Annotated in this window: 14 protein-coding genes; 8 read left to right on the forward strand and 6 right to left on the reverse strand. The window is 66.2% G+C overall.

Going from position 1 to position 22,879, the window contains the following annotated elements; translation table 11 throughout:
• Window positions 1–3: 3 nt before the first annotated feature.
• The gene (locus ACN9MW_RS29710; protein WP_426165712.1) at window positions 4–2,979 is read right to left on the reverse strand and encodes a TonB-dependent receptor plug domain-containing protein; all 2,976 of its coding nucleotides are present in this window, start codon (window positions 2,977–2,979) and stop codon (window positions 4–6) included.
• Window positions 2,980–3,053: 74 nt separating this feature from the next.
• Entirely contained in the window at window positions 3,054–6,374 is a 3,321-nt protein-coding gene (locus ACN9MW_RS29715) for a TIM-barrel domain-containing protein (RefSeq protein WP_426165714.1), read from the reverse strand.
• 315 nt (window positions 6,375–6,689) lie between these two features.
• Here ACN9MW_RS29715 and ACN9MW_RS29720 point away from each other — a divergent pair, with 315 nt between their 5' ends.
• The 8 genes from ACN9MW_RS29720 to infA all read left to right on the forward strand — a co-directional run bounded on the left by ACN9MW_RS29720 (window position 6,690) and on the right by infA (window position 15,366).
• On the forward strand, window positions 6,690–7,826 hold the full coding sequence (locus ACN9MW_RS29720; protein ID WP_426165716.1) for an SIS domain-containing protein: 1,137 nt from the start codon (window positions 6,690–6,692) through the stop codon (window positions 7,824–7,826).
• Window positions 7,813–8,763: an ROK family protein gene (locus tag ACN9MW_RS29725; protein WP_426165718.1), complete on the forward strand. Its 951-nt coding sequence runs from the start codon at window positions 7,813–7,815 to the stop codon at window positions 8,761–8,763. Before ACN9MW_RS29720 ends, ACN9MW_RS29725 begins: the two co-directional genes overlap by 14 nt.
• A 7-nt stretch (window positions 8,764–8,770) precedes the next feature.
• Complete coding sequence (locus ACN9MW_RS29730) at window positions 8,771–10,099, forward strand: D-tagatose-bisphosphate aldolase, class II, non-catalytic subunit (protein ID WP_426165720.1); 1,329 nt, start codon at window positions 8,771–8,773, stop codon at window positions 10,097–10,099.
• A 32-nt stretch (window positions 10,100–10,131) separates the two neighbouring features.
• The gene (locus tag ACN9MW_RS29735) at window positions 10,132–10,899 is read left to right on the forward strand and encodes a DeoR family transcriptional regulator (protein ID WP_426165722.1); all 768 of its coding nucleotides are present in this window, start codon (window positions 10,132–10,134) and stop codon (window positions 10,897–10,899) included.
• Window positions 10,900–10,901: 2 nt separating this feature from the next.
• Window positions 10,902–11,987 (forward strand): N-acetylglucosamine-6-phosphate deacetylase, encoded by a 1,086-nt coding sequence (locus tag ACN9MW_RS29740; RefSeq protein WP_426165724.1) that lies wholly within the window; start codon window positions 10,902–10,904, stop codon window positions 11,985–11,987.
• 16 nt (window positions 11,988–12,003) lie between these two features.
• Window positions 12,004–13,860 (forward strand): MFS transporter, encoded by a 1,857-nt coding sequence (locus ACN9MW_RS29745; RefSeq protein ID WP_426165726.1) that lies wholly within the window; start codon window positions 12,004–12,006, stop codon window positions 13,858–13,860.
• Between the two features lie 129 nt (window positions 13,861–13,989).
• Entirely contained in the window at window positions 13,990–14,835 is an 846-nt protein-coding gene (locus ACN9MW_RS29750) for a TolB family protein (protein ID WP_426165728.1), read from the forward strand.
• A 267-nt stretch (window positions 14,836–15,102) separates the two neighbouring features.
• Complete coding sequence (infA, locus tag ACN9MW_RS29755) at window positions 15,103–15,366, forward strand: translation initiation factor IF-1 (protein ID WP_426165730.1); 264 nt, start codon at window positions 15,103–15,105, stop codon at window positions 15,364–15,366.
• On the opposite strand, the gene ACN9MW_RS29760 is transcribed toward infA, so the two are convergent.
• From ACN9MW_RS29760 to ACN9MW_RS29775, 4 genes are all read right to left on the reverse strand, one after another.
• Window positions 15,367–16,974: an SEL1-like repeat protein gene (locus ACN9MW_RS29760; protein WP_426165732.1), complete on the reverse strand. Its 1,608-nt coding sequence runs from the start codon at window positions 16,972–16,974 to the stop codon at window positions 15,367–15,369.
• A 6-nt stretch (window positions 16,975–16,980) separates the two neighbouring features.
• The gene (locus ACN9MW_RS29765; protein WP_426165734.1) at window positions 16,981–19,194 is read right to left on the reverse strand and encodes a putative bifunctional diguanylate cyclase/phosphodiesterase; all 2,214 of its coding nucleotides are present in this window, start codon (window positions 19,192–19,194) and stop codon (window positions 16,981–16,983) included.
• A 7-nt stretch (window positions 19,195–19,201) separates the two neighbouring features.
• Complete coding sequence (locus ACN9MW_RS29770; RefSeq protein WP_426165736.1) at window positions 19,202–21,370, reverse strand: HDOD domain-containing protein; 2,169 nt, start codon at window positions 21,368–21,370, stop codon at window positions 19,202–19,204.
• Between the two features lie 160 nt (window positions 21,371–21,530).
• A complete protein-coding gene (locus ACN9MW_RS29775; protein ID WP_426172338.1) occupies window positions 21,531–22,754 on the reverse strand; it encodes a multidrug effflux MFS transporter in 1,224 nt (407 codons plus the stop codon).
• Window positions 22,755–22,879: the final 125 nt, after the last annotated feature.

The raw sequence follows: 22,879 nt of genomic DNA on the forward strand, positions 1-22,879 counted from the left end.
AGGTTACCAGAACTTATAGTTGGCCGAGAGCGAGAAGACGCGGCCGAACAGGTTTTGCTGGTGGTTGTATCCTTCCCATCCGTTCGGGTCGTAGTACGGCCTCTTGTTGGTGACGTTCTTGATGTTCAGGCCCAGGTCCAGGTTCTTGACCGGCTTCCAGTTGAAGCCAAGGTTGACGGTGTAGTACGAAGGCTGGCCGCCGCACAGGTCATCCGGCAATGCGACGCCGCCGGCGGTGCAATTCTCCGGTGCGTTGTCGGTGTCGTATGCGCCAAATGCCCATTTGGCCTTGCCGGTGTAGTTCACGAACAGGCTGGTGACCAGGTTCTGGTAGGTCCAGTCGGCGTTGAAGGTGGCGCGCAGGCGCGGCGAATCGTAGTAACCGACGTAGTTGCCGGAGAAGCCGCTGCCGTCTTCGTAGTTGTAGGTTTCGCGCTTGCGGATGGTGAATGCGGCGCCGGTACCCAGCTTGCCGTATTCGCCCAGCGAGAAGCGGGCACGCGCATCGATGTCTAAGCCGTCCAGCAGGGTGCGGCCGCGGTTCGAGTAGGAATTGATCAGGCCACCCAGGTTGCCCACCGAGTACTTCGGCAGCGGGCCGGTGCAGGCAGCGGCATTGGCGGGATTGGCGCACATGGCGGCCACGGCTGCCATATTGGCGCGGTCGGCATCGGAAAGCTCGTTGCGGATTGCCTTGTCGGTGCCGGCCAGGCTTGGGCCGTACTGGTCGACCAGCGCGGTGAACAGCTGGTTGAAGTCCTGGCGCACGATTTCGTTGCGGCGGTAGACGAACCAGTAGTCCAGCGAAATGCTGACGTCCTTGGCCGGCTGGAGCACCAGGCCAAGGGTCGAGATCTTGGCTTTCTCCGGCGTCAGGTTCGGGTTCGGCGGGGTCAGGCCGCCCACGGTGGTCGAGCAGTTGGAATTGAGCAGGGTCTTGCCCAGGTCGCGGTCGGTCGCGGTGACAGACATCTGCAGCAGCATGGCGATGGCGTTGGTTTCGTCGCAGCGCACGGTGTCGCGGATGCCGCCCACCTGCGCGAACACGCCGCCGCTGCCCGATTCTGCCAGGTTGGGGGCACGGAAGCCTTCCGAGTAGGTGCCGCGCACCATGATTTCAGGACGCGCGCGCCATTGCACGCCGACCTTCGGCGCAAGGTTGGCGGAGAAGTGCGGGTATTTGTCCAGGCGCGCCGCGGCGTTGACTTCCAGCGTGTCGGTGACCGGAACCACCACTTCGCCGAACAGCGCGCTGACGGTGCGCTTGCCGTCGAACCAGGAACCGCCCTGCTGCGTGATCAGGCCATTGGCGGCATCCGGATTGCCGGGAGTATCGAAGCTTTCGCGCATCAGGTTGGTGCCGAAGGCAGCGCGCACTTCGCGTTCGCCCAGCTTGAACAGCGTGCCTTCCACCTTGGCGTCGAAGGTAATCAGCTTCGTCCAGGACTGGATGTCGAAGGTCGGATACGCTTCGCGGATCAGGGCCGCATTGGCTTCGCTGATTTCGCCGAACTTGTAGGCCGGGTTGTCAGCGATATAGGTGCGGCCGGTGACCGGGTCCTTGGTGAAGGGACCGAAGGCTTTCTCGAAGCCTTTGGTATTCACGTTGATGGTCTGGTACAGGGTGGAATGGCTGCCTGCGACACCCAGTGCGGTTTCGAAGTCCCAGCTGCCGGCCAGGTGCCCCTTCAGGCCGGCCAGCACGCGGTAGTTGTCGTCCAGGTTCTTCTGGCCGAAGTGGCCAGCCGCATCCTGCAGGACGTAGTTCAGGCCCGCCGCGCCGCCCATCTTGGCGGCCATGTCGGCATCGAGCTTGCCTTTCAGGTAGACGTTGTTGGGGCCAAGGTAAGGGTAGCTGAAGGTGTTCAAGGTGGTGCCGGTATTGCGGGAGAACCAGTTGTTGGTGGTGCCGCTGTTGAAGCTGCGCGGGCCGTTCTCGCCGCGCAGCTTGATGTGGGTAAAGGCTGCTTCGGCAAAGAATTCCAGGTCTTCGCCAAGCTTCTTGCGGCCGGACAGGAAGCCGGTTGCGCGGTCGGAAGTCGGGCCGGTATCGATGGAGTACGGCAGGTTGTTCCACACGCAGCGTGTACCGGATGCTTCGGTGATCATGGTGGAACAGCCGGTCACCGCACGCTGGGTGCGGGCATTGTTCCTGGCCGGATCGAATACGAAGAAGGTGCCCGGGTTAGGCTGGCCCGGTTCACTGCCGACGCCGACGCGGAAGTTCGAAATGAAGTTCGGGTTGTTGACGTAGTAGTAGTCCGGGCGCTTGTCGTAGGTATCGGCCAGCGCGATGCGGTCGCGCTTGTACACGTTCAGGGACGCCATGAAGTTGTAGCCGTCGCTGCCGAAGTCGCCCTTCCCGTACACCAGGCTGGCCTGGTGCTCGCCGTAGGCCGACACCTCCTGCGAATGGTCGGTGCTGACCTTCGCTTCCAGTCCCTGGTAGTTCTTCTTGGTGATGACGTTGATCACGCCGGCCACCGCGTCCGAGCCGTACACCGCAGACGCACCATCAGTCAGGATTTCCATGCGCTCGATCGCCGCAGCGGGAATCGAGTCGATATTGACGAACATGGTCTGGAAGCCGGCCGGTGCGCCGTAGAAGGACAGGCGGCGGCCGTTCAGCAGCACCAGGGTTCCTTGCGCGCCGAGGCCACGCAGGTTCGCTTGCGAGGCGCCGTCGGAGCCGGTGAACATGGAACGGAAGTCTTGCTGGGCCGGGCGCGCGGCTGGCAGGTTGTCCAGCACCTGCATCAGGGTGCGGGCGCCCATGTTTTCGATCTGCTTGGCGTCGATGACCTGCACCGGCGATGCGGTTTCGGCGTTGATGCGCTTCAGGCTCGAGCCGGTCACTTCGACGCGGTGGATCTTCTCGCCTTTCTCGTCCTTCTTGTCATCCGCCCCGTCTGCCAAGGCCCCGCCAGCACATCCAATGGCTGCCAGCGCAGCGATCAATTTCTTCAGTTCCACTTGCATCTCCTTTTTTTAGTTTGCAAAACGCCCTCCCCGGTCCGAAGAGGGGTTCGTTCTTGGTGACGAAAAATGTGCGGTCAGCGCGTCTTGGCGGTGGCGCCTTCTGTGCCCAGCAGTACGGCATTGGCCCAGTTGCCGCAAACCTGGGCTGGCTGGGCGCCGCGCGCACCCAGGGTCCGCAGGCTGAGTTGCCGCAACCCGCGTACATCGATTTCCGGCTTGACGACGGCAGGCGCCGTCACCAGGCCGCTGTCGTACAGCAGGCGCTCGCTGCTCCAGACCTGGAATTGCAGGCCGCCGGCGCTACGGCAGCTGTCGTCCACGCCCAGGTCGGCGCGCAGGAGGTTCCAGCTGCCTTCCAGCTGCAGGTCGATGCGGCTGGCGGGGCCGACGCCCAGTCCCTTGCGGAACCACAGGCCGTTCATGCGCATGTCCTTTCCCTTGCCGGCAGGACGATCGCGTCCGACGCCTTTCGGCAATGGCAGGTCCGACAGGAAGCTTTGCTGCTCCGTGCCTTCCTTCGCACGATGTTCGAGGATGCGGAAGCTGGACAACGCGATCGGCCCCACTTCGGCCGGCTGCATGGCGTTGATTGCCTTGGCCGGCGCTTGGACGGCGGCCGTCACCATCGGGTCGGTGGAAGCCGCGCCTTCCCCTTCCGGGTTCTGCGTGCTGAGCACGCGGAAGCGCAGCAGGCGGCCAGCTGTGGCCGGGAAGCTGATGGTCTGCGTTTCCTTCTGCAGCTTCAGGCGGCCGGTGAAGTTCGGCTTGCCCCATTCGCCGTTCGTGTCGGCGATGTAGATTTCATAGTCCCGCACCTGGCCGTGCTTCCAGTGCTCGTCGTTGCGCGGCGCGATCTCGATGCCGTCGACCAGGCGGCGCTCGGTGAAGCCGATGGTCCATTCGTGGGCGCCGGTGCGGATCGACTGGTTGCGGGTGGTTCGGAACCAGGTGGCCTCTTGGTCATCGAAGGCGTTTTCAAGCGGGTGTCCAGGCTCCTCTGCGGGGCGGTTCACCACCAGCAAGGCGTCCGGCGGCAAGGCGCGGCCCAGTTCAGGAGCTTGCGGGAAGCTGCCGTCCTGTGCGGCCAGTGCTTGCGCGCCCTGGACGCTGATTTGCAGCGGCTGGCGGATGTCCTGCTTCGCAGTCTTTACGTACAGCGTGCCGGTGCGCTCCTGCGGGTCGTAATACCAGCCTTCCGCGGCAGCGTCATAGGCGGCGCGGTCCGCGCGTGCGGGCAGGGTGCGGCTTGCAGTGGCGACCGCCGCCGGGCGCTGGCGCGTCAGCATGCGCAAGACGTAGCTTCGGCGTGCCTCCTGGCCTGCGTAGCTGCCTTCCACCGGGGCGATGTCGACACTCACGGCGCCGCCGGATTCACGCATGCGCAGGACCTGCCGGCTGAATGCACCCTTCTGGTACTGGCGCGTGTTGCCGTCGTCTTCGTACAGCGTGAACGACGATTCGCCGTGCGGATACAGGTCCAGCGTCAGCACGTCCTTCGGTTTTTCGCCGTCGTACAGGACTTCCGGATACATCGGCAGGATGGCGCCGGCGCGAACGAAGATCGGCAGCTTGTCGAGGGTGACCTGCAAGTCGATGTCGCGCCCCGCGGCGCCGGCCGTTGCCTGGCGCCCGTCCCAGTACTCGAACCATGTTCCCTGCGGCAGATGGATCGCCTTGCGCCAGCCTTGCGACACCGCCTGGCTGCGATACACGGGCGCTACCAGCACGTCGCGGCCCAGCAGGAACTGGTACTTGTACGCTTCGGTGAAGGCGGCAGGGTCGGATGGGTAGTCCCACATCAGGCCGCGCACCAGCGGCGCGCCGGTCTGTTCCGCTTCGTGCGCCAGCGTGTACATGTAAGGCGTCAGGCGCAGCTTGAGTTTCAGGTAGCGGCGATTGATGCTGCGGTAAGGCTCGTCGAACCACCATGGATGCTTGCGCGCATTGGCAGACCAGCCCGACATCCCCATCAGCACCGGCGTGAATGTCTTCCACTGCAGGTCGCGGGTATAGGTTTCGGGGCTGCCGCCAAAGATCGCATCCACGTCGCCCGTCGCATACGCCTGGCCGGACAGGCCGGAGCCCACCAGCGTCGGCACGTGCCAGCGAATGTAGTCCCAGCTTGCACTCTGGTCGCCAGTCCATGCCACCGCATAGCGCTGCGTACCGGCCCATCCCATCACGGTCCAGATGAAAGGGCGGCTGTCGGAATTGTCCAGGATGCCGTCGTAGGCCGACTTGTTGGCATCCAGCGAGAACTGGTAGCCCTTGCCGGTCCAGGCCACGTCCAGCTTCTGCACTCGGCTGCCGGCGGCGCCTACTTCCCACTTGATCTTGTCGACGCCGTTCTCGGTCCACAGGCCGGTGCGAAAGCCGTATTTCGCCAGGCCCTGCACGGTTTCCGGCAGGCTGGTGTAGCCGCAACCGTAGCCGTCGTTGGGCAGGATCCAGCCGCCCGGCATATCGTTCTCACGGTATCTCCGCGCCACCGAATCGACAACGTCCGGCGTCTTGCCGCTTGGGCCATCGCTCCAGCCTTTCGGCACGGTGCCCGGCTTCTTCACATTGTCGCCGTCGTTGTAGCAATCGGCATCGCCGTATTCCAGCGCCCAGCGCGGCAGCATGCGCGCGCGGCCGGTCCACTCGGTGTAGCGCGCCAGCACGTCGCGCACATCCTTGCCGACGAAGTAGTAGGCATCGAAGCGCGGTTCTGCGTGCTGCAAGGCGACGACGTCCTGCTGGCGCAAATCATAGCTGCCGTCGGACCAGGTGTTGCGCAGCATGCCCCAGCCGCGCGAACTCATGAGAAATGGCGCCGGGCTTGGGCGGTCGCCCTCTTCCCATCCGCCCGAATAGGATACGTCAAGCTGGCGCCCCTTGAACTCGAAGCGGCCATTCTGCTGGCCGCCGCCAAAGAAGCGTTCCGCCTTGTCGCTGGACAGGGTCTGCACGCTGGTCCTGTCCCCCAGCTCCAGCGGCTGCACTTCGCGCCACAGCGGCTGCGTTTCTCCAGCGCGGAACAGGCTGAAACGCAAGGGGTTGCGGTCGATGCGCAAGGCCAGTTTCGCGGTGCGCAGCAAAATGTGGTCGGGCTGTTCGCTTACGCTATGCTCAATATGCGCGGCCGGCTTGCCGATCACGATGGCGGCCGCCTTGTCGCCGGCATCGGTCAGTTTGCCTTTGGGGCCAGCCCAGATGCGCAGCACGTCGTCCTGCAGCAGGCTGACGCGCACGATGGCGCCGGATTCGGTCGCGAGGCCCCAGGACAGGCCTTCCGCGGCAGCGGCCGGCGCGGCAGCAATGCTGCGCAGTTTTCCGAGCGGGGCAGCCAGGGCGGCGCCAGTGGCCAGCGCCATCGCGGCAGCGGCAATTGCAGTGCGGGTGAGTCTCTTCATAAGCCTGCCTAAGGTGCAATATTTTTCGTTTTGATGGTCTTACTTTAGGAATAAAAGCAAAAAAGGTCAACAAAAAGAAAGTAAACTGCGATTTTGCACCAATTTTTTACGCAATTTACTTTCGTTTAGGCGGTTCCGCAGCGCAAAAACTTTCGAATAGTAGCTATAACGCAACGTAGCATGCTGAATCATGGACGCTTTGCCATCGTTCCGGCACAGCTTTCAGCCGCCCTAATCTTTCGTTTATCTTTCGTATTTGACTTTTCGAAATATACTATTTATGCTTTCAGCCAACGAATAACTTTTCTTTTTTCGATGACTACCCTCCTCCAGCGTGACCCGCAATCCTGGCGCGATATCCGCGGCCTCGATACCGCCGAAGAGATTACGCAGCAGCCGGCTCTGTGGCGCGAACTGCGCAGCAGCCTGCAAAGCCGCGCGGCCGACGTTGCCGCTTTCGTCGGCGGCTGCCTGCACGATCCGCAGCAGCGCGTGATCCTGACTGGCGCCGGAAGCTCCTCTTATGTCGGCGAGATCGTTGCCGATGAACTGAACGCGGCCTGGCCAGCGCAGGTGCGCGCCGTGGCCACCACCAGCCTGCTGACCCACCCGGAGCTCTACCTCGACCCGGACGCGCCAACCCTGCTGGTGTCCTTCGCCCGCAGCGGCAGCAGCCCGGAAAGCCTGGCCGCGGTCGACCTGGTGCGCGAGCTGGTAGCCGACGCACGCTTCCTGAACATCACCTGCAATGCGCAAGGCCAGCTGGCACGCAAGGGCGATACCGACGCGCGCGCCTTCAACCTGCTGATGCCTGCCGCCAGCTGCGACCGTGGTTTCGCCATGACCAGCAGCTTCACCTGCATGCTGCTGGCCGCCCTGTGCGTGCTGGGCAAGGGCGAATGGCAGGAGCACCTGGCAGCGCTGGCGCAGGCCGGCGACACCGCATTGCGCGACTGGGCAGCGCCGGTGGCCACGCTGGCCGCGCAGCCGGTACAGCGCGTGGTCTACCTGGGCAGCGGTCCGCTGGAAGCACTTGCCAAGGAATCCGCGCTGAAAATACTGGAACTGACGGGCGGCCGCGTGCTGGCCATGTCGAACACCGCGCTCGGTTTCCGCCACGGCCCGAAGTCGGCGCTGAACAAGCAATCATTGGTTGTGCTGTTCCGCAGCGGCAAAGCGCTGGCGCGCCGGTATGAGGAAGACCTGCTGCAAGAGCTGCGCCGCGAAGGCGTGGCAGGTTCGGTGATCACCGTCGGCAGCGAATCCGACATCACGGTCGCAGCGCCCGCCTTGCCGGACGCCTGGCTGGCGCCACTGTGGCTGCTGATGGCGCAGCAATACGCCCTGCACCAGTCGGCCACGCTGGGCCTGGCACCCGACAATCCCTTCGCCGACGGCACCGTCAACCGCGTGGTGCAAGGCGTCACCATCTACCGCCATGACCAGTTCTGAGCAAACCGGCTATCACGGCATCGATATCGGCGGCACCAAGATCGAACTGGTGTCGTGGATCGATGCCGGCGGCGAACTGCGGGAAATGTTCCGCGAGCGCGTCGCGACGCCGGGCACCGACTTCAATGAATTCGTCGCCGCGATCGGCGGCCTGGCGGCGCGCGGCGACGCAGCGCTTGGCCCGCAGGCACCGGCTGCCGCGGTCGGCATCGGCCTGCCCGGCGTGATCGACAGCGCCACCGGCCGCCAGCTCAGCTCCAACGTGCCGGCCCTGAACGGGCGCCTGGTCACCGCCGCGCTGCAGGAAGCGCTGGCGCGTCCCGTCGTCATCGGCAACGACTGCCAATGCTTCGCCCTGTCGGAAGCGCAAGGCGGCGCTGCAGCAGGCCTGCCCACCATGTTTGGCGCCATCATCGGCACCGGCGCCGGCGGCGGCTACTGCGTCGACGGCCGCCTGCAACGCGGCTTCAACGCCATTGCCGGCGAGTGGGGCCACTGGACGATTCCCGCGCCGCTGCTGGCCCTCTACAAGCTGCCGGTGCTGGACTGCCCCTGCGGCAAGCAGGGCTGCCTCGAGCGCTACGTCTCCGGTCCCGGCCTGTCGCAGCTGCACGCCCACCTCGGCGGCGACGGCGCACAGCCGCTGGCGATCGTGGGCCGCGCCAACAACGGCGACGCCCTGGCCGCGCAAGCGCTGGCGATCCACCTCGACCTGCTGGGCCACGCCATGGCCGGCCTGGTGCTGGCCTACGACCCGCACGCCATCGTGCTGGGCGGCGGACTATCCAAGCTGTCGCACCTGTACCAGCAACTGCCGGCCGCCATGCGCCGCCACCTGTTCCGCGGCGTGCAAACTCCGCCAGTGCTGGCGCCGCGCTTCGGCGATGCCGGCGGTGCACGCGGCGCCGCCCTGCTGGCGCGCCAACAAACGAACTAAGACGACGATGAAACAGCCTGCCCAGCTTTCCCCAGTCCTGCAAATCGTCGAGGCGCACCGCGCCGGCAACGCCGTCGGCCTGTACAGCGTCTGCTGCAGCCACCCCGCCGTGCTGCGCGCCGCCGTGCAGGTGGCCGCGCAATACGGCACGCTGCTGCTGGTGGAAGCCACCTCCAACCAGGTGGACCAGTTCGGCGGCTACACCGGCATGCAGCCGGCGCAATTCCGCGACTATGTGCATCGCCTGGCGCAGGAGCAGGGCTTCCCGGCCGACCGCCTGGTACTGGGCGGCGACCACCTCGGCCCCAACGCCTGGCAGTCGCAGGACGCGGCCAGCGCCATGGCGCATGCCGACGTGCTGATCGACGCCTACGTGTCGGCCGGCTTCCACAAGATCCACCTCGATTGCAGCATGCGCTGCGCCGACGACGAGCCGGTGCTGAGCGACGAAACCGTGGCCGCCCGCGCGGTCCGCCTGGCCGTCATCGCCGAGCAGTCGGCGGCCCGCGCCGGCCTGCCGCCGCCGGTGTATGTGATCGGCACTGAAGTGCCTGTGCCGGGCGGCGAGGCATCGCTGGAACAGGCGCTTGCCGTCACCGCGCCGCAGGCGGCGCAGCGCACGCTCGAGGTGCACCGCCGCGCCTTCGCCAAAGCCGGCCTGCACGCTGCATGGCAGCGCGTGATCGCCATGGTGGTGCAGCCGGGGGTCGATTTCGACCAGGCCAATGTGCAGCACTACGACGCGGTTGCGGCGGCCGGATTGTCCGCCTTCGCCGCCAGCCAGCCCGGCCTGGTGTTCGAGGCGCATTCCACCGACTACCAGCGCGAAGCGGGCCTGCACGAGATGGTGCGCGACCACTACGCCATCCTCAAGGTCGGCCCGGCCGCCACCTTCGCCCTGCGCGAAGGCTTCCTGGCGCTGTGCCTGATCGAGGAAGCCCTGCTGGGCAGGGAGCAGGCCTCGCGCCTGATGGACGTGCTGGACGAGGCCATGCTGGCCAAGCCGCAGCACTGGCAAAAGCATTACCTGGGCAGCGCCGAGGAACAGCGCCTGATGCGCCGCTACGGCCTGTCCGACCGCTGCCGCTATTACTGGGGCGAACCGGCAGTGGCCGCCGCCGTCAGCCAGCTCCTGGCCAACCTGGCCGGCCGCAGCATCCCGCTGCCTTTGCTGAGCCAGTACCTGCCGGAGCAAGTGCCCGCCGTGCTGCAGGGAGAACTGGCGGCCGCGCCGCAATCCCTGCTGGAACACAAGGTCGGCCGCGTGCTGGCGCAATATGCGCGCGCCTGCAGCGCCAACGCCGCTGCCGGGCACAGGGCTGCCGCCATCTGTTAAGCTCGACGTTTTGACAGCCAGCGACAGAAGACATGCGAAATACCAGCCAACGCCGCGAAACCATCCTGCAGGCGATCGTACAACATGGTTCGGTCCAGGTCACCGACCTGGTGGACAAGCTAGGCGTCTCCGCCGTCACCATCCGCAGCGACCTCAGTGTGCTGGAATCCCAGGGCCTGGTGCAGCGCAGCCACGGCGGCGCCCTGCTGGCGCGCACGCCGCCGACCGAGCACACCATCCGCCAGAAGGATTCGCTGAACCAGGCGCAGAAAGAGCAAATCGGCCTGCTGGCCGCACGCATGGTGCAGCCGGGTGACAACGTGATCATCGACTCCGGCACCACCACCATCTCGCTGGCGCGCCAGCTGCGCGACGCCAGCGACGTGACGGTGCTGACCAACGGCCTGAACATCGCGTGGGAGCTGGCCGACGCGCCGGGCGTGGACCTGATCCTGACCGGCGGCCGCCTGCGCAAGCAATCGCTGTCGCTGCAGGGCGCCCAGGCCGAAGCCTGCCTGTCGGCCTACAACTTCGACAAGCTGTTCCTCGGCGTCGACGGCTTCGACCTGCAGTTCGGCATCACCACCCACCACGAAGCGGAAGCAAACCTGAACCACAAGATGGTGGAGCGCGCCAAGAAAGTCATCGTGCTGACCGACGCTTCCAAGTTCGGCCGCGTCTCGCTGCACCGCATCGTGCAACTGGACCGCGTGCACACCGTCGTCACCGACGCCAGCATCAGCGCCGAATACCGCGATGGGCTGGAGAAGCGCGGCATCGAAGTGATCGTCGCGGAGTAAAGATGCTGCAAGGTCGCATCCTCACTCCCGACGGCTGGATCAACGGCAGCATCGCCTTCGATCAGCGCATCACCAGCATCACCGAAGGGCCGCCCGGCGCAGGCCTGACCATCCTCCCCGGCTTTGTCGACCTGCACGTGCACGGCGCCGCCGGCGTCGACATCATGGAAGGCGGCGCAGCCGGCAGCGTGGTAGCGCGCAGCCACGCGCGGCACGGCACCACCGCGCTGCTCGGCACCACCCTGACCGCCAGGGAGGATTCGATCCGCCACGCACTGCAAGGCCTGGCCGGCGTCATCGCGCAACGCCCGCAGCACGGCGCGCGCATGCTGGGCGTGCACCTGGAAGGCCCGTTCCTGAACCGCCGCCGCCTCGGCGCCCAGCCGCCCGACGTGGTGACCGGCAGCCGCGCACTGGTGGAGAGCTACCACGCCATCGCGCCGATCCGCGTGCTGACCATGGCGCCCGAAGTGACGGGCCACCTGGAACTGATACCGCACCTGAAGAACATGGGCATCCGCGTCCAGATCGGCCACAGCGCCGGCAGCTACGACGACGGCGTGGCTGCCATGCGCGCCGGCGCCGCCGGCTTCACCCACCTGTTCAACGGCATGACCGGCATGAGCCACAAGGAGCCGGGCATGGTGGACGTGGCCATGGCGCATGCGGAATATGCCGAGATCATTCCCGACCTGCTGCACGTGCATCCGGGCGCCATGCGCGCCGCGCTGCGCGCCATTCCGCGCCTGTACGGCGTGACCGACGCCACCTCCGCCACCGGCATGCCGGACGGCGAGTACGCGCTCGGCACCCAGCGCGTGTTCAAGTGCATGGGCTGCGTGCGCCTTGCCACCGGTTCGCTGGCCGGCTCCGTGCTGACCATGGACCAGGCCTTGCGCAACTTCGTCAGCCTGGGCATGGACGTGGCGGAAGCTTCGCAGCGCCTGTCGCTCTTCCCTGCCGATTACCTGGGCGAGTCGCAGCGCGGCCGCCTGGCGCCGGGGGCCTGGGCCGACATCGTCGTGCTGGACCAGTCCCTACACCCCGTGGCCGTCTTCGTTGAAGGCGAGGCCATCCCGCTCTCATAACCATACAGGAGATCCAATGCAGGCCTTATCCATGCGCTATTTACTGTTTATCGCCGGGATGGGCGGCCTGCTTTACGGGATCGATGTCGGCATCATTGCCGGCGCCCTGCCTTACCTTGAGTCGACCGCCTCCGTCGCGTGGAAGCTGAGCGCCCAGCAACTGAGCTTCATCGTTGCTGCGGTGCTGCTCGGTTCCGTGCTGTCTTCGCTGTTTGCCGGCGCCATTGCCGACGCCATCGGACGCCGCTGGGCGATGGTGCTGGCCGGCGCCCTGTTCACCATCAGCATTCCCCTGATCGCGCTGTCGGACGGCTATACCCCACTGTTGCTGGGGCGCCTGCTGCAAGGGATCAGCGGCGGCTTGATCGGCGTAGTCGTGCCTTTGTACCTGGCCGAATGCCTGCGCGCCGAGCAGCGCGGCCGCGGCGCCGCCCTGTTCCAGCTCCTGCTCACCATCGGCCTGGTGGCGGCAGCCGTGATCGGCCTGGTGCAGGCGCAACATGTCGAAGGCGCGACGCAAGCCGCGCAAGCCTTGGCGGAAACCGCGCGTGCCGCCGCAGTTTTCGACGCCAAGGATCACGCCTGGCGCAGCATCTTCTGGATGTGCCTTGCGCCGGGCCTGGTATTCACTTTCGGCAGCGCCTTGCTGGCTGAATCGCCGCGCTGGCTGGTGCAGCGCGGCCGCAGCGAACAAGCCCGCACCGCCCTGCTGCGCACCCGTGCCGCCGCCGAAGCCGATGCCGAACTGCGCGACATGCAAGCTGCCGCCGGCCTGGCCAGGCGTGGCGCTGCCGCTGCCGGCGCCGGCGAGCCCACCGCGGGCGACATCGCCGCCGCGCGCGGCGTGGTTGCCGGCCGTGGCGGCGCCGCTGCCACGGCCGCCGACGATCCCCTGCTGAGCCGCCGCTACGCCCTGCCTTTCCTGCTGGCCTGCCTGGTGCTGGCCTGCACGCAGGCGACCGGCATCAATTCCGTGCTGGCCTACGTCGTCAACATCCTGAACCAGGCCGGCCTGCCCGGCGCCACCGCCAACATGGCCGACGTCGGCCTCAAGCTGCTGAACGCCGTCATGACCGTGGTGGCCGTGCTGCTGGTCGACCGCAAGGGCCGCAAATTCCTGCTGATGCTGGGCAGCGGCGGCATCGTGGTCGCCCTGTTGGCCGCTGGCCTGCTGTTCCGCAGTGCGGAGAGCGGGCAGCGCGACGTGAGCGCCATCGTGGCAGCGCTGGCCAGGGGCGATACGCTGTCGCTGCGCCTCGACGCAAGGACCCTGAAGGCGCTTGGCGCCCAGCCCGGTGCCGATGCCGCGCCGCAGCTGCTTACCGTGTCCTACTCCTACGGCCCGTTCACCAACGTGCAGACGCGGCGCAGCGACGACCCGGCACTGGCGCCAATGGTGCTGTCGCGCGACGACACCGTGCAGGCGGACAGCGTGATCGGCGCCTTCTTCCGCCGCCTGCACCTGAATCCCTTTGCCGACCCGGCAGAAGGGCGCAGCGCGCCGCTGAAAATAGAGCAGGCACAGATCGGCGCCCTGCCTTCGGCGACGCACGGCTGGCAAGTGACGCTGGCAATCTGCCTGTTCGTGGCCAGCTTTGCCGTCGGCCCCGGCGTCTGCGTCTGGCTCGCGCTATCGGAGCTGATGCCAACCCGCATCCGCTCCAACGGCATGAGCATCGCGCTGCTGGTCAACCAATTCGTCTCCACGACTATTGCGGCCGTGTTCCTGCCGACCGTTGGCCAGCATGGCTACGCGGCGATGTTCTTCTTCTGGGCTGGATGCACGGTGGTGTACTTCCTGGCCGCCGCTTTCCTGCTGCCGGAGACGAAGGGCAAGACGCTGGAAGAGATCGAAGCGCACTTCGCGCGTTGAAAGGCGTTGCACGCTTGGGGCAATTGCGTCACCATGGCGCTGCAATTGAGCCCCCGGCACTGTCGCTGTCCGGGTCACGCCGCTGTTGCGGTCGCGCGGCGGCAAACCTGATATCCTGGGATCACATTAATGAATATTTCCGCCCTGCTGCTAGCGACTGCGATTGCCGCTTCGCCCAATGATGGCATGTTCGAACCAGGCCTGGTGTCGGACAACGGCGTATTCGGCTTCACGCTGTCGCCCGATGGCCAGCACGCGCTGTGGGTGCAGTCAGGCGGCGCCCGAACCAGGCTGGTGATCGTGGAATCGCACAAGGTCGATGGCAAGTGGCAGAAGCCGGCACCGGTGCCGTTCTCCGCCACCGATGGCTCGCGCGACATCGATCCGGCCTTTGCTCCCGACGGCAAGTCGATCATCTTCCAGTCCAACCGCCCGGTGCCGGACAAGCCTGCCCGCAAAGGCTTCGACATCTACTCGGTGGCGCTGCAGGATGGCCGCTGGGGGCCGCTGGTCCATCTCGGCCACGACATCAACAGCGATGAATCCGAGTCCTCAGGCTCGATTGCCGCCGACGGCACCATCTACTTCATGAAGAATGGCGCCGAAGGCAAATCGGACCTGTGGCGCTCGCGCCGCGTCGAAGGCAGGTACGTCGCGCCGGAGCGCATGCCCGAACCGGTCAATACCGGCCCATGGCGCGAATCGAATCCGTACATTGCCGCCGACCAGAGCTACCTGCTGTACTTCTCCGACGTCCCGGGCGGCGCGGGCGACATGGACCTCTACATCAGCTTCAACGGCAAGGACGGCTGGAGCACGCCGAAAAATATCGGCGCCCCATACAATACGGCGCAGGCCGAATTTACGCCCTTCGCGCACGGCAAGCGCCTGTACCTGGCGCGCCAGGCCAAGGAAGGCGAACGCTTCATCGAAAACATTTACAGCTACCCGTTCGATCCTTCCCGCTATCGCTGACCGGGCCGGCAATGAAATAATTTGTGCACCGCACAAAACCTGTGTTATACTGCGCTCCGCGGTGAAGCACTCGAGAGCTTCACCCTGTAGCACCAAACATTGGTCACAGGCCGGCACCTTGCAGATAGCATTGGCTGACCGCTTCGCACCGTGCAGATAGCACGGGCTGTAGCAGCGATTGAAATATTGGCATTACATTGAAATGAAGCCCGCAACTACGCGGGCTTTTTTTTCGCACCTCGCTCCCCAATCGCAAAGGAAAGCAGCATGGCAAAAGAAGAACTCATCGAAATGAATGGCGTGGTCACCGAGATCCTGCCGGAGCAACGCTTCCGCGTGGACCTGGACAACGGCCACAAGCTGATTGCCTACACCGGCGGCCGCATGAAGAAGAACTTCATCCGTATCATCGCTGGCGACAGGGTAACGCTGGAGTTGTCTCCATATGACCTGAACAAAGGCCGCATCGTCTTCCGTCACATCGAGCAGCGCGGCACGTCCGGCCCGCGCCCGCCCCAGCGTCGCCGCTAATTACCCTGAAAGGGTTTGGGGAGCGGCGTGCAACGCGCTTAGCTGGTGTGGTGCGAGGCGGGCCGCGGCGCTGGCGAGGTGGCGCGCGGCGGCGGGCTGGCCGTTGCGTTCGGCCAGCGACAGCCAGCGCCAGGCTTGCTCGGCGTCGGCTGGCGTGCCCTGGCCGGCCAGGAACATCAGGCCGGCATTGAGCTGGGCGCGGCCGTGGCCCTGGCGTGCGGCAGCCAGGTACCAGGACAGCGCTTGCGTGAAGTCGCGCGGCAGGCCCTGGCCGTTGTCGTAGCGCAGGCCGAGCGTGAAGCAGGCCAGCGTGTGACCTTGCCCGGCGGCCTTGCGGTACCAGGCATTCGCCTGCGCCAGATCGGGCGCCGGGCCGTCGTCGCGGTCGTGGACCTGGCCCAGCATGAATTGCGCCGCCACGTAATCCTGTTCGGCGGCGCGGCGGAACCAGGCCAGCGCCTGGCGCGCGTCTTGCGGCACGCCCTGCCCCGTTTCATGGCGCAGGCCGAGGTCGAACTGCGCGCGCAGGTGGCCCTGGCCGGCGGCCTTGCGGTACCAGAAGATGGCTTCCTGCTGGTCGCGCGGCACGCCCTGGCCTTGTTCGTACAGCTGGGCAAGATGGTATTGCGCGGCAGGATGGCCGGCTTCGGCTGCCTTGCGGTACCAGTGCGCGGCTGCGCGGTGGTCCTGCGCCACGCCCTGGCCTTGCTCGTAGCGCTGGCCCAGGTTGTTCTGCGCGCCGGCATGCCCCAGTTCCGCGGCGCGGCGGTACCACTTCAGCGCCAGCGCTTCGTCGCGCGGCACGCCGTTGCCGTTGTCGTAGATCAGGCCCAGGTTGAACTGCGAACTGACGTGGTCCTGCTGCGCCGCCAGGGTGTACCACTTGATGGCGCGCGCGGCGTCGGCCGCCACGTCCTGTCCCTTGTCGTAGCGCAGCGCGAGGTTGAACTGGGCGGCGGCGTAGCCTTGCTCGGCGGCCTTGCGGAACCAGCCCAGCGCCTGCTTGCCGTCCTGCGCCACGCCCTGCCCGTTGTCGTAGCGCAGGCCGAGGTTGAACTGGGCGCGGGCGTAGCCTTGGTCGGCGGCCTTGCGGTACCACATGATCGCTTGCGCGAAGTCCTGCGGCACGCCGCGGCCGCTGTCGTACATCATGCCGAGGTTGTTCTGCGCGCCGGGATCGCCCTGGTCGGCGGCCTTGGCGAACCAGTAGCGTGCCTTCTCGGTGTCGTGCGGCACGCCCTGGCCCTTGGCGTACAGCCAGCCCAGGTTGTACTGCGCGGCGGCGTAGCCCTGCTCGGCGGCCAGCTGGTACCAGTGCGCTGCCTCGGCGAAATCGGCGTCCACGCCCTGCCCCTTCTGGAACATCACGCCCAGGTTGTATTGCGCGTGCTCCAGGCCTGCGTTGGCGGCCTGGCGGTACCAGGCCAGCGCCAGCTCGTGGCTTTGCGCCACGCCCTGGCCGTTGAAGTACATGAAACCCAGGCTATGCTGGGCATTGGCCACGCCGCGTTCGGCCAGCTGGCGCACGCGCAGGAATTCGGCGACGTAATGCGCTTCGCTTGCCGGCGCGCCGGCGCCTGCTGCTTCAATCGTTGCGGGCCGCTGCATGGATGCTTAGGCCTGGCTCGCCAGGCGCAAGCCGGCCGGCAGGGCGATGGCGGGAGCGTCGGCCTGGTTCTGCGCCGCCAGCACTTCCATGAAGGCCGTCAGCGCGATCGGGCGGTAATACAGGTAGCCCTGCATGGTGGCGCAGCCGTTGGCGGCCAGGTAGCGCGCCTGCACTTCGGTCTCCACGCCTTCGGCCACCAGGTGCAGGCCCAGGCCGCGCGCGATCGAGATGATGGCCAGGATCACCGGGTAGTGCCCGTGCTCGTCGTGGATCTCCTTGACGAAGCTCTGGTCGATCTTGATGGTGTGGATCGGGAAGCGGTGCAGGTAGGACAGCGAGGAGTAGCCGGTGCCGAAATCGTCGATGGCCACCGATACGCCGAGCTGGCACAGCTTGTTCAGCTGCTCGATGGCGTATTGCGGATTGCGGATGCAGATGTTCTCGGTGATCTCCACTTCGATCTGCGAGGGCGAGATCTGGTAGCGCAGCAGTGCATTGCGCATCTTTTCGAAGAAGTCGCCGCGGTCGAGGTATTGCGGCGACAGGTTCAGCGACAGGCGGATATTGTCGGCGCCGGCCGCGTTCCACAGCAGCAGGTCGCGGCACAGGGCACCGATCATCCAGTCCGAGATCGGCAGCATCAAGCCGTTTTCTTCGGCGAACGGCAGGAACTCGCCGGCCGACAGCAGGCCGCGCGTCGGGTGGTTCCAGCGCATCAGGCCTTCGGCGCCGATGATGCGGCCGCTGGCCATGTCGACCTGCGGCTGGTAGTACATTTCCAGCTCGTTGTTCTCGAGCGCCTTGCGCAGCGACTGCTCCAGCGCGATCTTCTGGTGCGACATGTCCTGCATCGAGGCGTGGTAGAAGCTGTGGCCGTTCTTGCCCTGCGCCTTGACCTGGTACATGGCGATGTCGGCGTGGCGCAGCAGCTCTTCGATCGAATCGCCGTCGTTCGGGTAGACCGCGATGCCGATCGAGGCCGAGATGTGCACCACGTGGCCGTCCAGGTCGAACGGCGCCTGCAGCACTTCCTGGAACTTGTCGGCAATGGCCCTGGCGTCGGCGCGGTCGCGCAGCTCGGGCAGCACGATGGTGAATTCGTCGCCGGAATGGCGCGCCAGCGTGTCGCCCTTGCGCAGGCATTCCTTCAGGCGCCGCGCGGCCTGCTGCAGCAGCTCGTCGCCTTTCACGTGGCCCAGCGTGTCGTTGACCAGCTTGAAGCGGTCAAGGTCGATGAACATCACGGCCAGCTCGGTGAGCTTGCGCTTGGCCTGGATCACGGCCAGCCCGAGGCGGTCCTTGAACAGGATCCGGTTGGGCAGGTCGGTCAGGATGTCGTGGTAGGCCTGGTAGGAGATCATCTCCTCGGCCCGCTTGCGGTCGGTGATGTCGCGCGCCACGCCGTAGGTGCCGAAGAACTCGTGCCGCGCCACTTCCTCGCCCGGCACGTGCATGCCGATCGCGTTGAGCGAAATCGTCATCAGGGTGTTGCTGAAGGTGCGGTCGCCGGCGGCGCTGTTGTTGCACTTGAGGCGCAACTCGACGTTGCGCGAGGCGCGTTCGTCGACGCGGCGCTCGTTGAACACGTAGCGGGCGCGCTCCTGGTCTTCCTCGTGCACCAGCACCGAGTAGTGGCTGCCGATCAGCTCTTCGCGCGAGTAGCCCAGCAACTGGTAGGCGCGGTCGTTGACGAAGGTGAAGCAGCCCTCGTGGTTCAGGGTGTAGATGATGTCGGGCGAGCTGTCCACCAGGTAGCGGTACATCTTTTCCGAGTTTTCCAGGCGCTGGCCGATGCGCGTGTTCTCCACCGCCAGGCGGCGCTTTTGCAGCGCGTTCTCCACCGTCTTGAGCAGCTCGGGCGGGTTGTACGGCTTGCGCAGGTAGTCGTAGGCGCCGCGCTTCAAGGCGCCGATGGCGGCCTCGATGCCGGCCTCGCCGCTCATGACGATCACGTCGCAGTCGATCTCGCGCGCGTTCACGAAGTCCATGATGTCGTGGCCGCTCATGTCGGGCAGGCGCAGGTCCAGCAGCAGCAGGTCGAATTGCTGGCGGCTCAGGTGGGCCAGCGCTTCGGCGCCGGTGCTGGCGGTCACCAGCTGGTAGCTGTCCTGCACGCGCAGCAGCTCGTACAGGGAAGACAGCAGGCGCGGTTCGTCGTCGACCAGCAGCAGGCGTGGCTGGAATTCCGGCGGCGGGGGCGTCGGGATCATCGTGTTCATGCGGGCCTTATACGGAATCCACCGCGCCGCGCGCCTGCACCGGGGCGAGCTGGCTGGTGCTGCCGCGGGCCGGCAGCAGGAGTTCAAACGAGGTGCCGTTGGCGCCGCTGCGGCAACTGATCATGCCGTTCATCTTCTTGACCAGGTTGTGCACGATCGACAGGCCCAGGCCGTGATGCTTGCCTTCCTTGCTGCTCTTCACTGCGGTAAACAGGTTGGCCAGCACGTCCTGCGCCAGGCCCGGGCCGGCGTCGGCCACCACCAGCTCGACGTAGAGGCGGCGTTCGCGGTTGACCAGGCCGCGGTTGGCCAGCTCGATGCGGCCGCCGTTGGGCTGGGCCTCGATCGCGTTCTTGACCAGGTTGACCAGGATCTGCTTGAGCAGGTCGGCGTCGCCGTCGACTTCCTGCGGGCCGTCCTGCATGCGCGTGATCACCTGCACCGAGGCGGGCAGGAAGTCGGTGGCGCGGAACAGGCGCAGCACGTCTTCCACCACGCGCGCCACATTGGCGACGCAGCCGCCATCGGAGGGCTGCAGGTCGGCCAGGCCGTTGATCAGGTGGCCGACGCGGTCGATCTCCTCGTTCAGGATCGACATCTCGGACACCACCGGCTCGCGCCGCGCCAGCTTGGCGTCCAGCACCGACAGGTAGTTCTTGATGATCGACAGCGGGTTGTTCACCTCGTGCACCACGCGCCGTGACGCCTCCTTGTATTCCTCGGCCACGTGCGCCACCTGGCGGCGGACGTGGCCGCGTTCGGACAGGGCCGTTTCCAGCGCATTGGCCGCCTGGCTGCCGAAGGCTTGCAGGAAGCGCTCCTTCTTTTGCAGCAGCGGCAAATGCCAGGCCGGCAGGCCGCCGACGATCATGCCCAGACAGCGCTGGCCGGCCACCAGCGGCAGGCACACCAGCGCTTCGCTGCCGATGATGCGGAACAGCTGTTCTTCCGCGATGCCCAGGCCGGCGCCGGCGCCCCTGCCACTGCCAATACGGGCGGCAAACGCCAGCTGGCGGCCGTTGGCGGCATCGGACAGCAAGCCTGGCTTGTTGAGCGGCACGGCAAACTCGGCCAGGCGCTGCTGCGCTTCGCCGCTGCCGGCGCCCTGCAGCGCGTGGCCGGTCGGGCTTTCCAGCAGCATCACCGTGGTCTCCAGGTCAAACAGGATGCGCGCCGAGCGCGTCATCGCGTCCAGCATGCCGGCCTCGCCCTGCTGGCGCGCGAAGCTCTGGCCCATTTCCTGCACCAGCACCATGTTGCGCACTTCTTCCGACAGGCGCGCCTGCACCGGGTCGACCGGCGCGGGCGGCGCGGCGGGCGGCGCCGGCACGTCGTCGGCGCCGGCCAGGTCGATGCCCAGCGCTTCGGCGGCGCGCGCCACTTGCCGCGCGGCCGACTTGACGAAGGCGTCCAGCTTGTCTTCCTCGATGCCGCACAGGGCGGCCGCGTCGGCGGCGCCCTGCGACGCGTCGGCGTGGTAGCACAACTGGTGCGCCAGGCGCACGATGCGGATCAGGGGATGCGCCGCTTCCAGGCGCAGCACCGGCTCGTGGTGGTACAGCACGGAATCGGCCAGGAAGGAGTCGAGGTTCCAGCGCTCGATCAGCCAGGCGCCGGCTTCGGCGTGGGTGATTTCCAGCGTGCGCAGTTCCACCGCGCACAAGTCCTCGTCATCGCGCGCGGTGAAGTTGTAGGCGTATTCCTTGGGCGCGGTGGCCAGCAGTGCCAGGCGGCCGACATTGTGCAGCAGGCCGGCCAGGTAGGCTTCCTCCACGTGCGGGTAGTCGAGCGCGCGCGCGATATCGCGCGCGATGACGGCCGTGGTCAGCGAGCCTTTCCAGAAGGCGCGCAAGTCGGTGCTGCCGCTGTGCGGGAAACTGTTGAAGGTCTGGAACACCGATTCGGAAATCACCAGCGTCTTGATGGTGTCGGTGCCCAGCGAGACCAGGGCCTGCTCCAGGCCCACCGTGCGCTGGTGGCGCTGGTAGGCCGAGCTGTTGGCCACGGCCAGGATCTTGCTGGCCATCCCGGCATCCTTGGCGATCAGCGCGGCCAGCTCCGGCATGCCGGCATCGTCGGCTTGCAGGAGTTCAATCAGCTTGATCAGGATCTGCGGCATGGCGGGCAGCCGCGCGATCAGCAAGCGATTGCGGATGTCTTGGTCGGGATGTTGCATGGGGGTCTTAGCGGCTGTATTCCGGCTTGCAATCCACTACGCAAATTGGCATAAATATACTATAACTTAACGGCAATACAAATTTCTGACGGCAATAAAATGCATTTGTGTAGCAAGAACTACACTATTGGTAGTAATTTACTTTGTACCAACAATATTTTCAAATAGGCACTATCTTGCGCCGTAGTGAGCGCGCCGTCAACCACAGACCGAGTGCCGTCAGCGTCAGCGCCAGCTGGCCGCCGGCCAGCCACAGGAAGGAATGCGAGGCCAGCGGCGCCAGAACGCCGGCCACCAGCGCCCCCAGCAGGGTGGTGGCGAACGATTGCACCGAGGCCACCGTGCCGCGGATGTGGGGGAACAGGTCGAGCGCCAGCAGGGTGGCGGCCGGCGCCGCCATCGACATGCCAAAGGTGTAGAAGAACAGCGGCAGCACGCTCCACGGCAGCGCCGGCCCGGCCAGCAGGTGGTAGCCGACGTTGACGGTGGCGGCCGTGATCAGGAAGCAGAAGCCCATGCCGATCTGGCGCGCGAAGCTGGTCTTGCCTGCGATACGGTTGGCCGCCAGCGCGCCGAGGAAGATGCCGGATACGGCTGGCACGAACAGCCAGGCAAACTGCTCCGGGCCCAGGTGCAGGTGGGCCGGCAGCGCCACCGGTGCGGCCGTGATGTACAGGAACAGGCCGGCGAAGTTGAACGCCACCACGCCGGTCTTCAAATGGAACAGCGGCGAAGCCAGGATGGACTTGTAGTTGCGCCACAGGTAGCGCGGGTTGAACGGCTGCCGCTTGTCGCGCGGCAGGGTGTCGGGCAGGCGCCGGTAGCAGACGATGAACAGCAGCACCGTGTAGCCGGCCAGCGCCAGGAAGATGGTGCGCCAGTCCGAATACTTGACGATGAAGCCGCCCAGCACCGGCGCCACGGCCGGCGCGATCGAGAAGATCATGGTCACCAGGGACAGCAGGCGCGCGGCGGCGGCATCGGCGTACAGGTCGCGGATGATGGCGCGGCCGACCACCACCCCGGCGCCGGCCGACACGCCCTGCAGCACGCGGAAGAACCACAGGTACTGCACCGAGTGGGCGGCGGCGCAGCCCACGGTGCCCAGCAGGAAGGCCACCAGCGACACCAGGATCACGTTGCGGCGCCCGAACGCGTCCGACAGCGCGCCATGCCACAGCACCATGCCGGCAAAGGCCAGCATGTAAGCCGTCAGCGATTGCTGGACTTCGATCGGCGTCGCATGCAGCGTGGCCTGGATGTTGGGGAAGGCGGGAAGATAGGCGTCAATCGAGAACGGGCCCAGCATCGACAGGCTGGCCAGCACCGCTGCCAGCGCGCCCGGTCCCAGCGGCTTACGCTGCGGCGCCTCCGGCTCGGGAATCAAGGAAGTTTCGTCGGTCGGTGGCGTATGCAAGGGGTCAGGTCTGTCAAACGGACATATTGCGGCCCGGGACTCGGGCCGCCAAGCCCCACACTGTACCCGCAAAATGTTCGTTTGTCAGACCT

The sequence above is a fragment of the Pseudoduganella sp. R-34 genome (genome assembly GCF_049904655.1).
Classification (GTDB): Bacteria; Pseudomonadota; Gammaproteobacteria; order Burkholderiales; family Burkholderiaceae_D; genus Rugamonas.

What these genes read in the sequence shown, in the direction of transcription:
- ACN9MW_RS29710 (WP_426165712.1), bottom strand. Translation starts at nt 2,979, where the DNA reads ATGCAAGTGGAACTGAAGAAATTGATCGCTGCGCTGGCAGCCATTGGA.
- ACN9MW_RS29730 (WP_426165720.1), top strand. Translation starts at nt 8,771, where the DNA reads ATGAAACAGCCTGCCCAGCTTTCCCCAGTCCTGCAAATCGTCGAGGCG.
- ACN9MW_RS29770 (WP_426165736.1), bottom strand. Translation starts at nt 21,370, where the DNA reads ATGCAACATCCCGACCAAGACATCCGCAATCGCTTGCTGATCGCGCGG.
- infA (WP_426165730.1), top strand. Translation starts at nt 15,103, where the DNA reads ATGGCAAAAGAAGAACTCATCGAAATGAATGGCGTGGTCACCGAGATC.
- ACN9MW_RS29735 (WP_426165722.1), top strand. Translation starts at nt 10,132, where the DNA reads ATGCGAAATACCAGCCAACGCCGCGAAACCATCCTGCAGGCGATCGTA.
- ACN9MW_RS29745 (WP_426165726.1), top strand. Translation starts at nt 12,004, where the DNA reads ATGCAGGCCTTATCCATGCGCTATTTACTGTTTATCGCCGGGATGGGC.
- ACN9MW_RS29740 (WP_426165724.1), top strand. Translation starts at nt 10,902, where the DNA reads ATGCTGCAAGGTCGCATCCTCACTCCCGACGGCTGGATCAACGGCAGC.
- ACN9MW_RS29715 (WP_426165714.1), bottom strand. Translation starts at nt 6,374, where the DNA reads ATGAAGAGACTCACCCGCACTGCAATTGCCGCTGCCGCGATGGCGCTG.
- ACN9MW_RS29765 (WP_426165734.1), bottom strand. Translation starts at nt 19,194, where the DNA reads ATGAACACGATGATCCCGACGCCCCCGCCGCCGGAATTCCAGCCACGC.
- ACN9MW_RS29725 (WP_426165718.1), top strand. Translation starts at nt 7,813, where the DNA reads ATGACCAGTTCTGAGCAAACCGGCTATCACGGCATCGATATCGGCGGC.
- ACN9MW_RS29720 (WP_426165716.1), top strand. Translation starts at nt 6,690, where the DNA reads ATGACTACCCTCCTCCAGCGTGACCCGCAATCCTGGCGCGATATCCGC.
- ACN9MW_RS29750 (WP_426165728.1), top strand. Translation starts at nt 13,990, where the DNA reads ATGAATATTTCCGCCCTGCTGCTAGCGACTGCGATTGCCGCTTCGCCC.
- ACN9MW_RS29760 (WP_426165732.1), bottom strand. Translation starts at nt 16,974, where the DNA reads ATGCAGCGGCCCGCAACGATTGAAGCAGCAGGCGCCGGCGCGCCGGCA.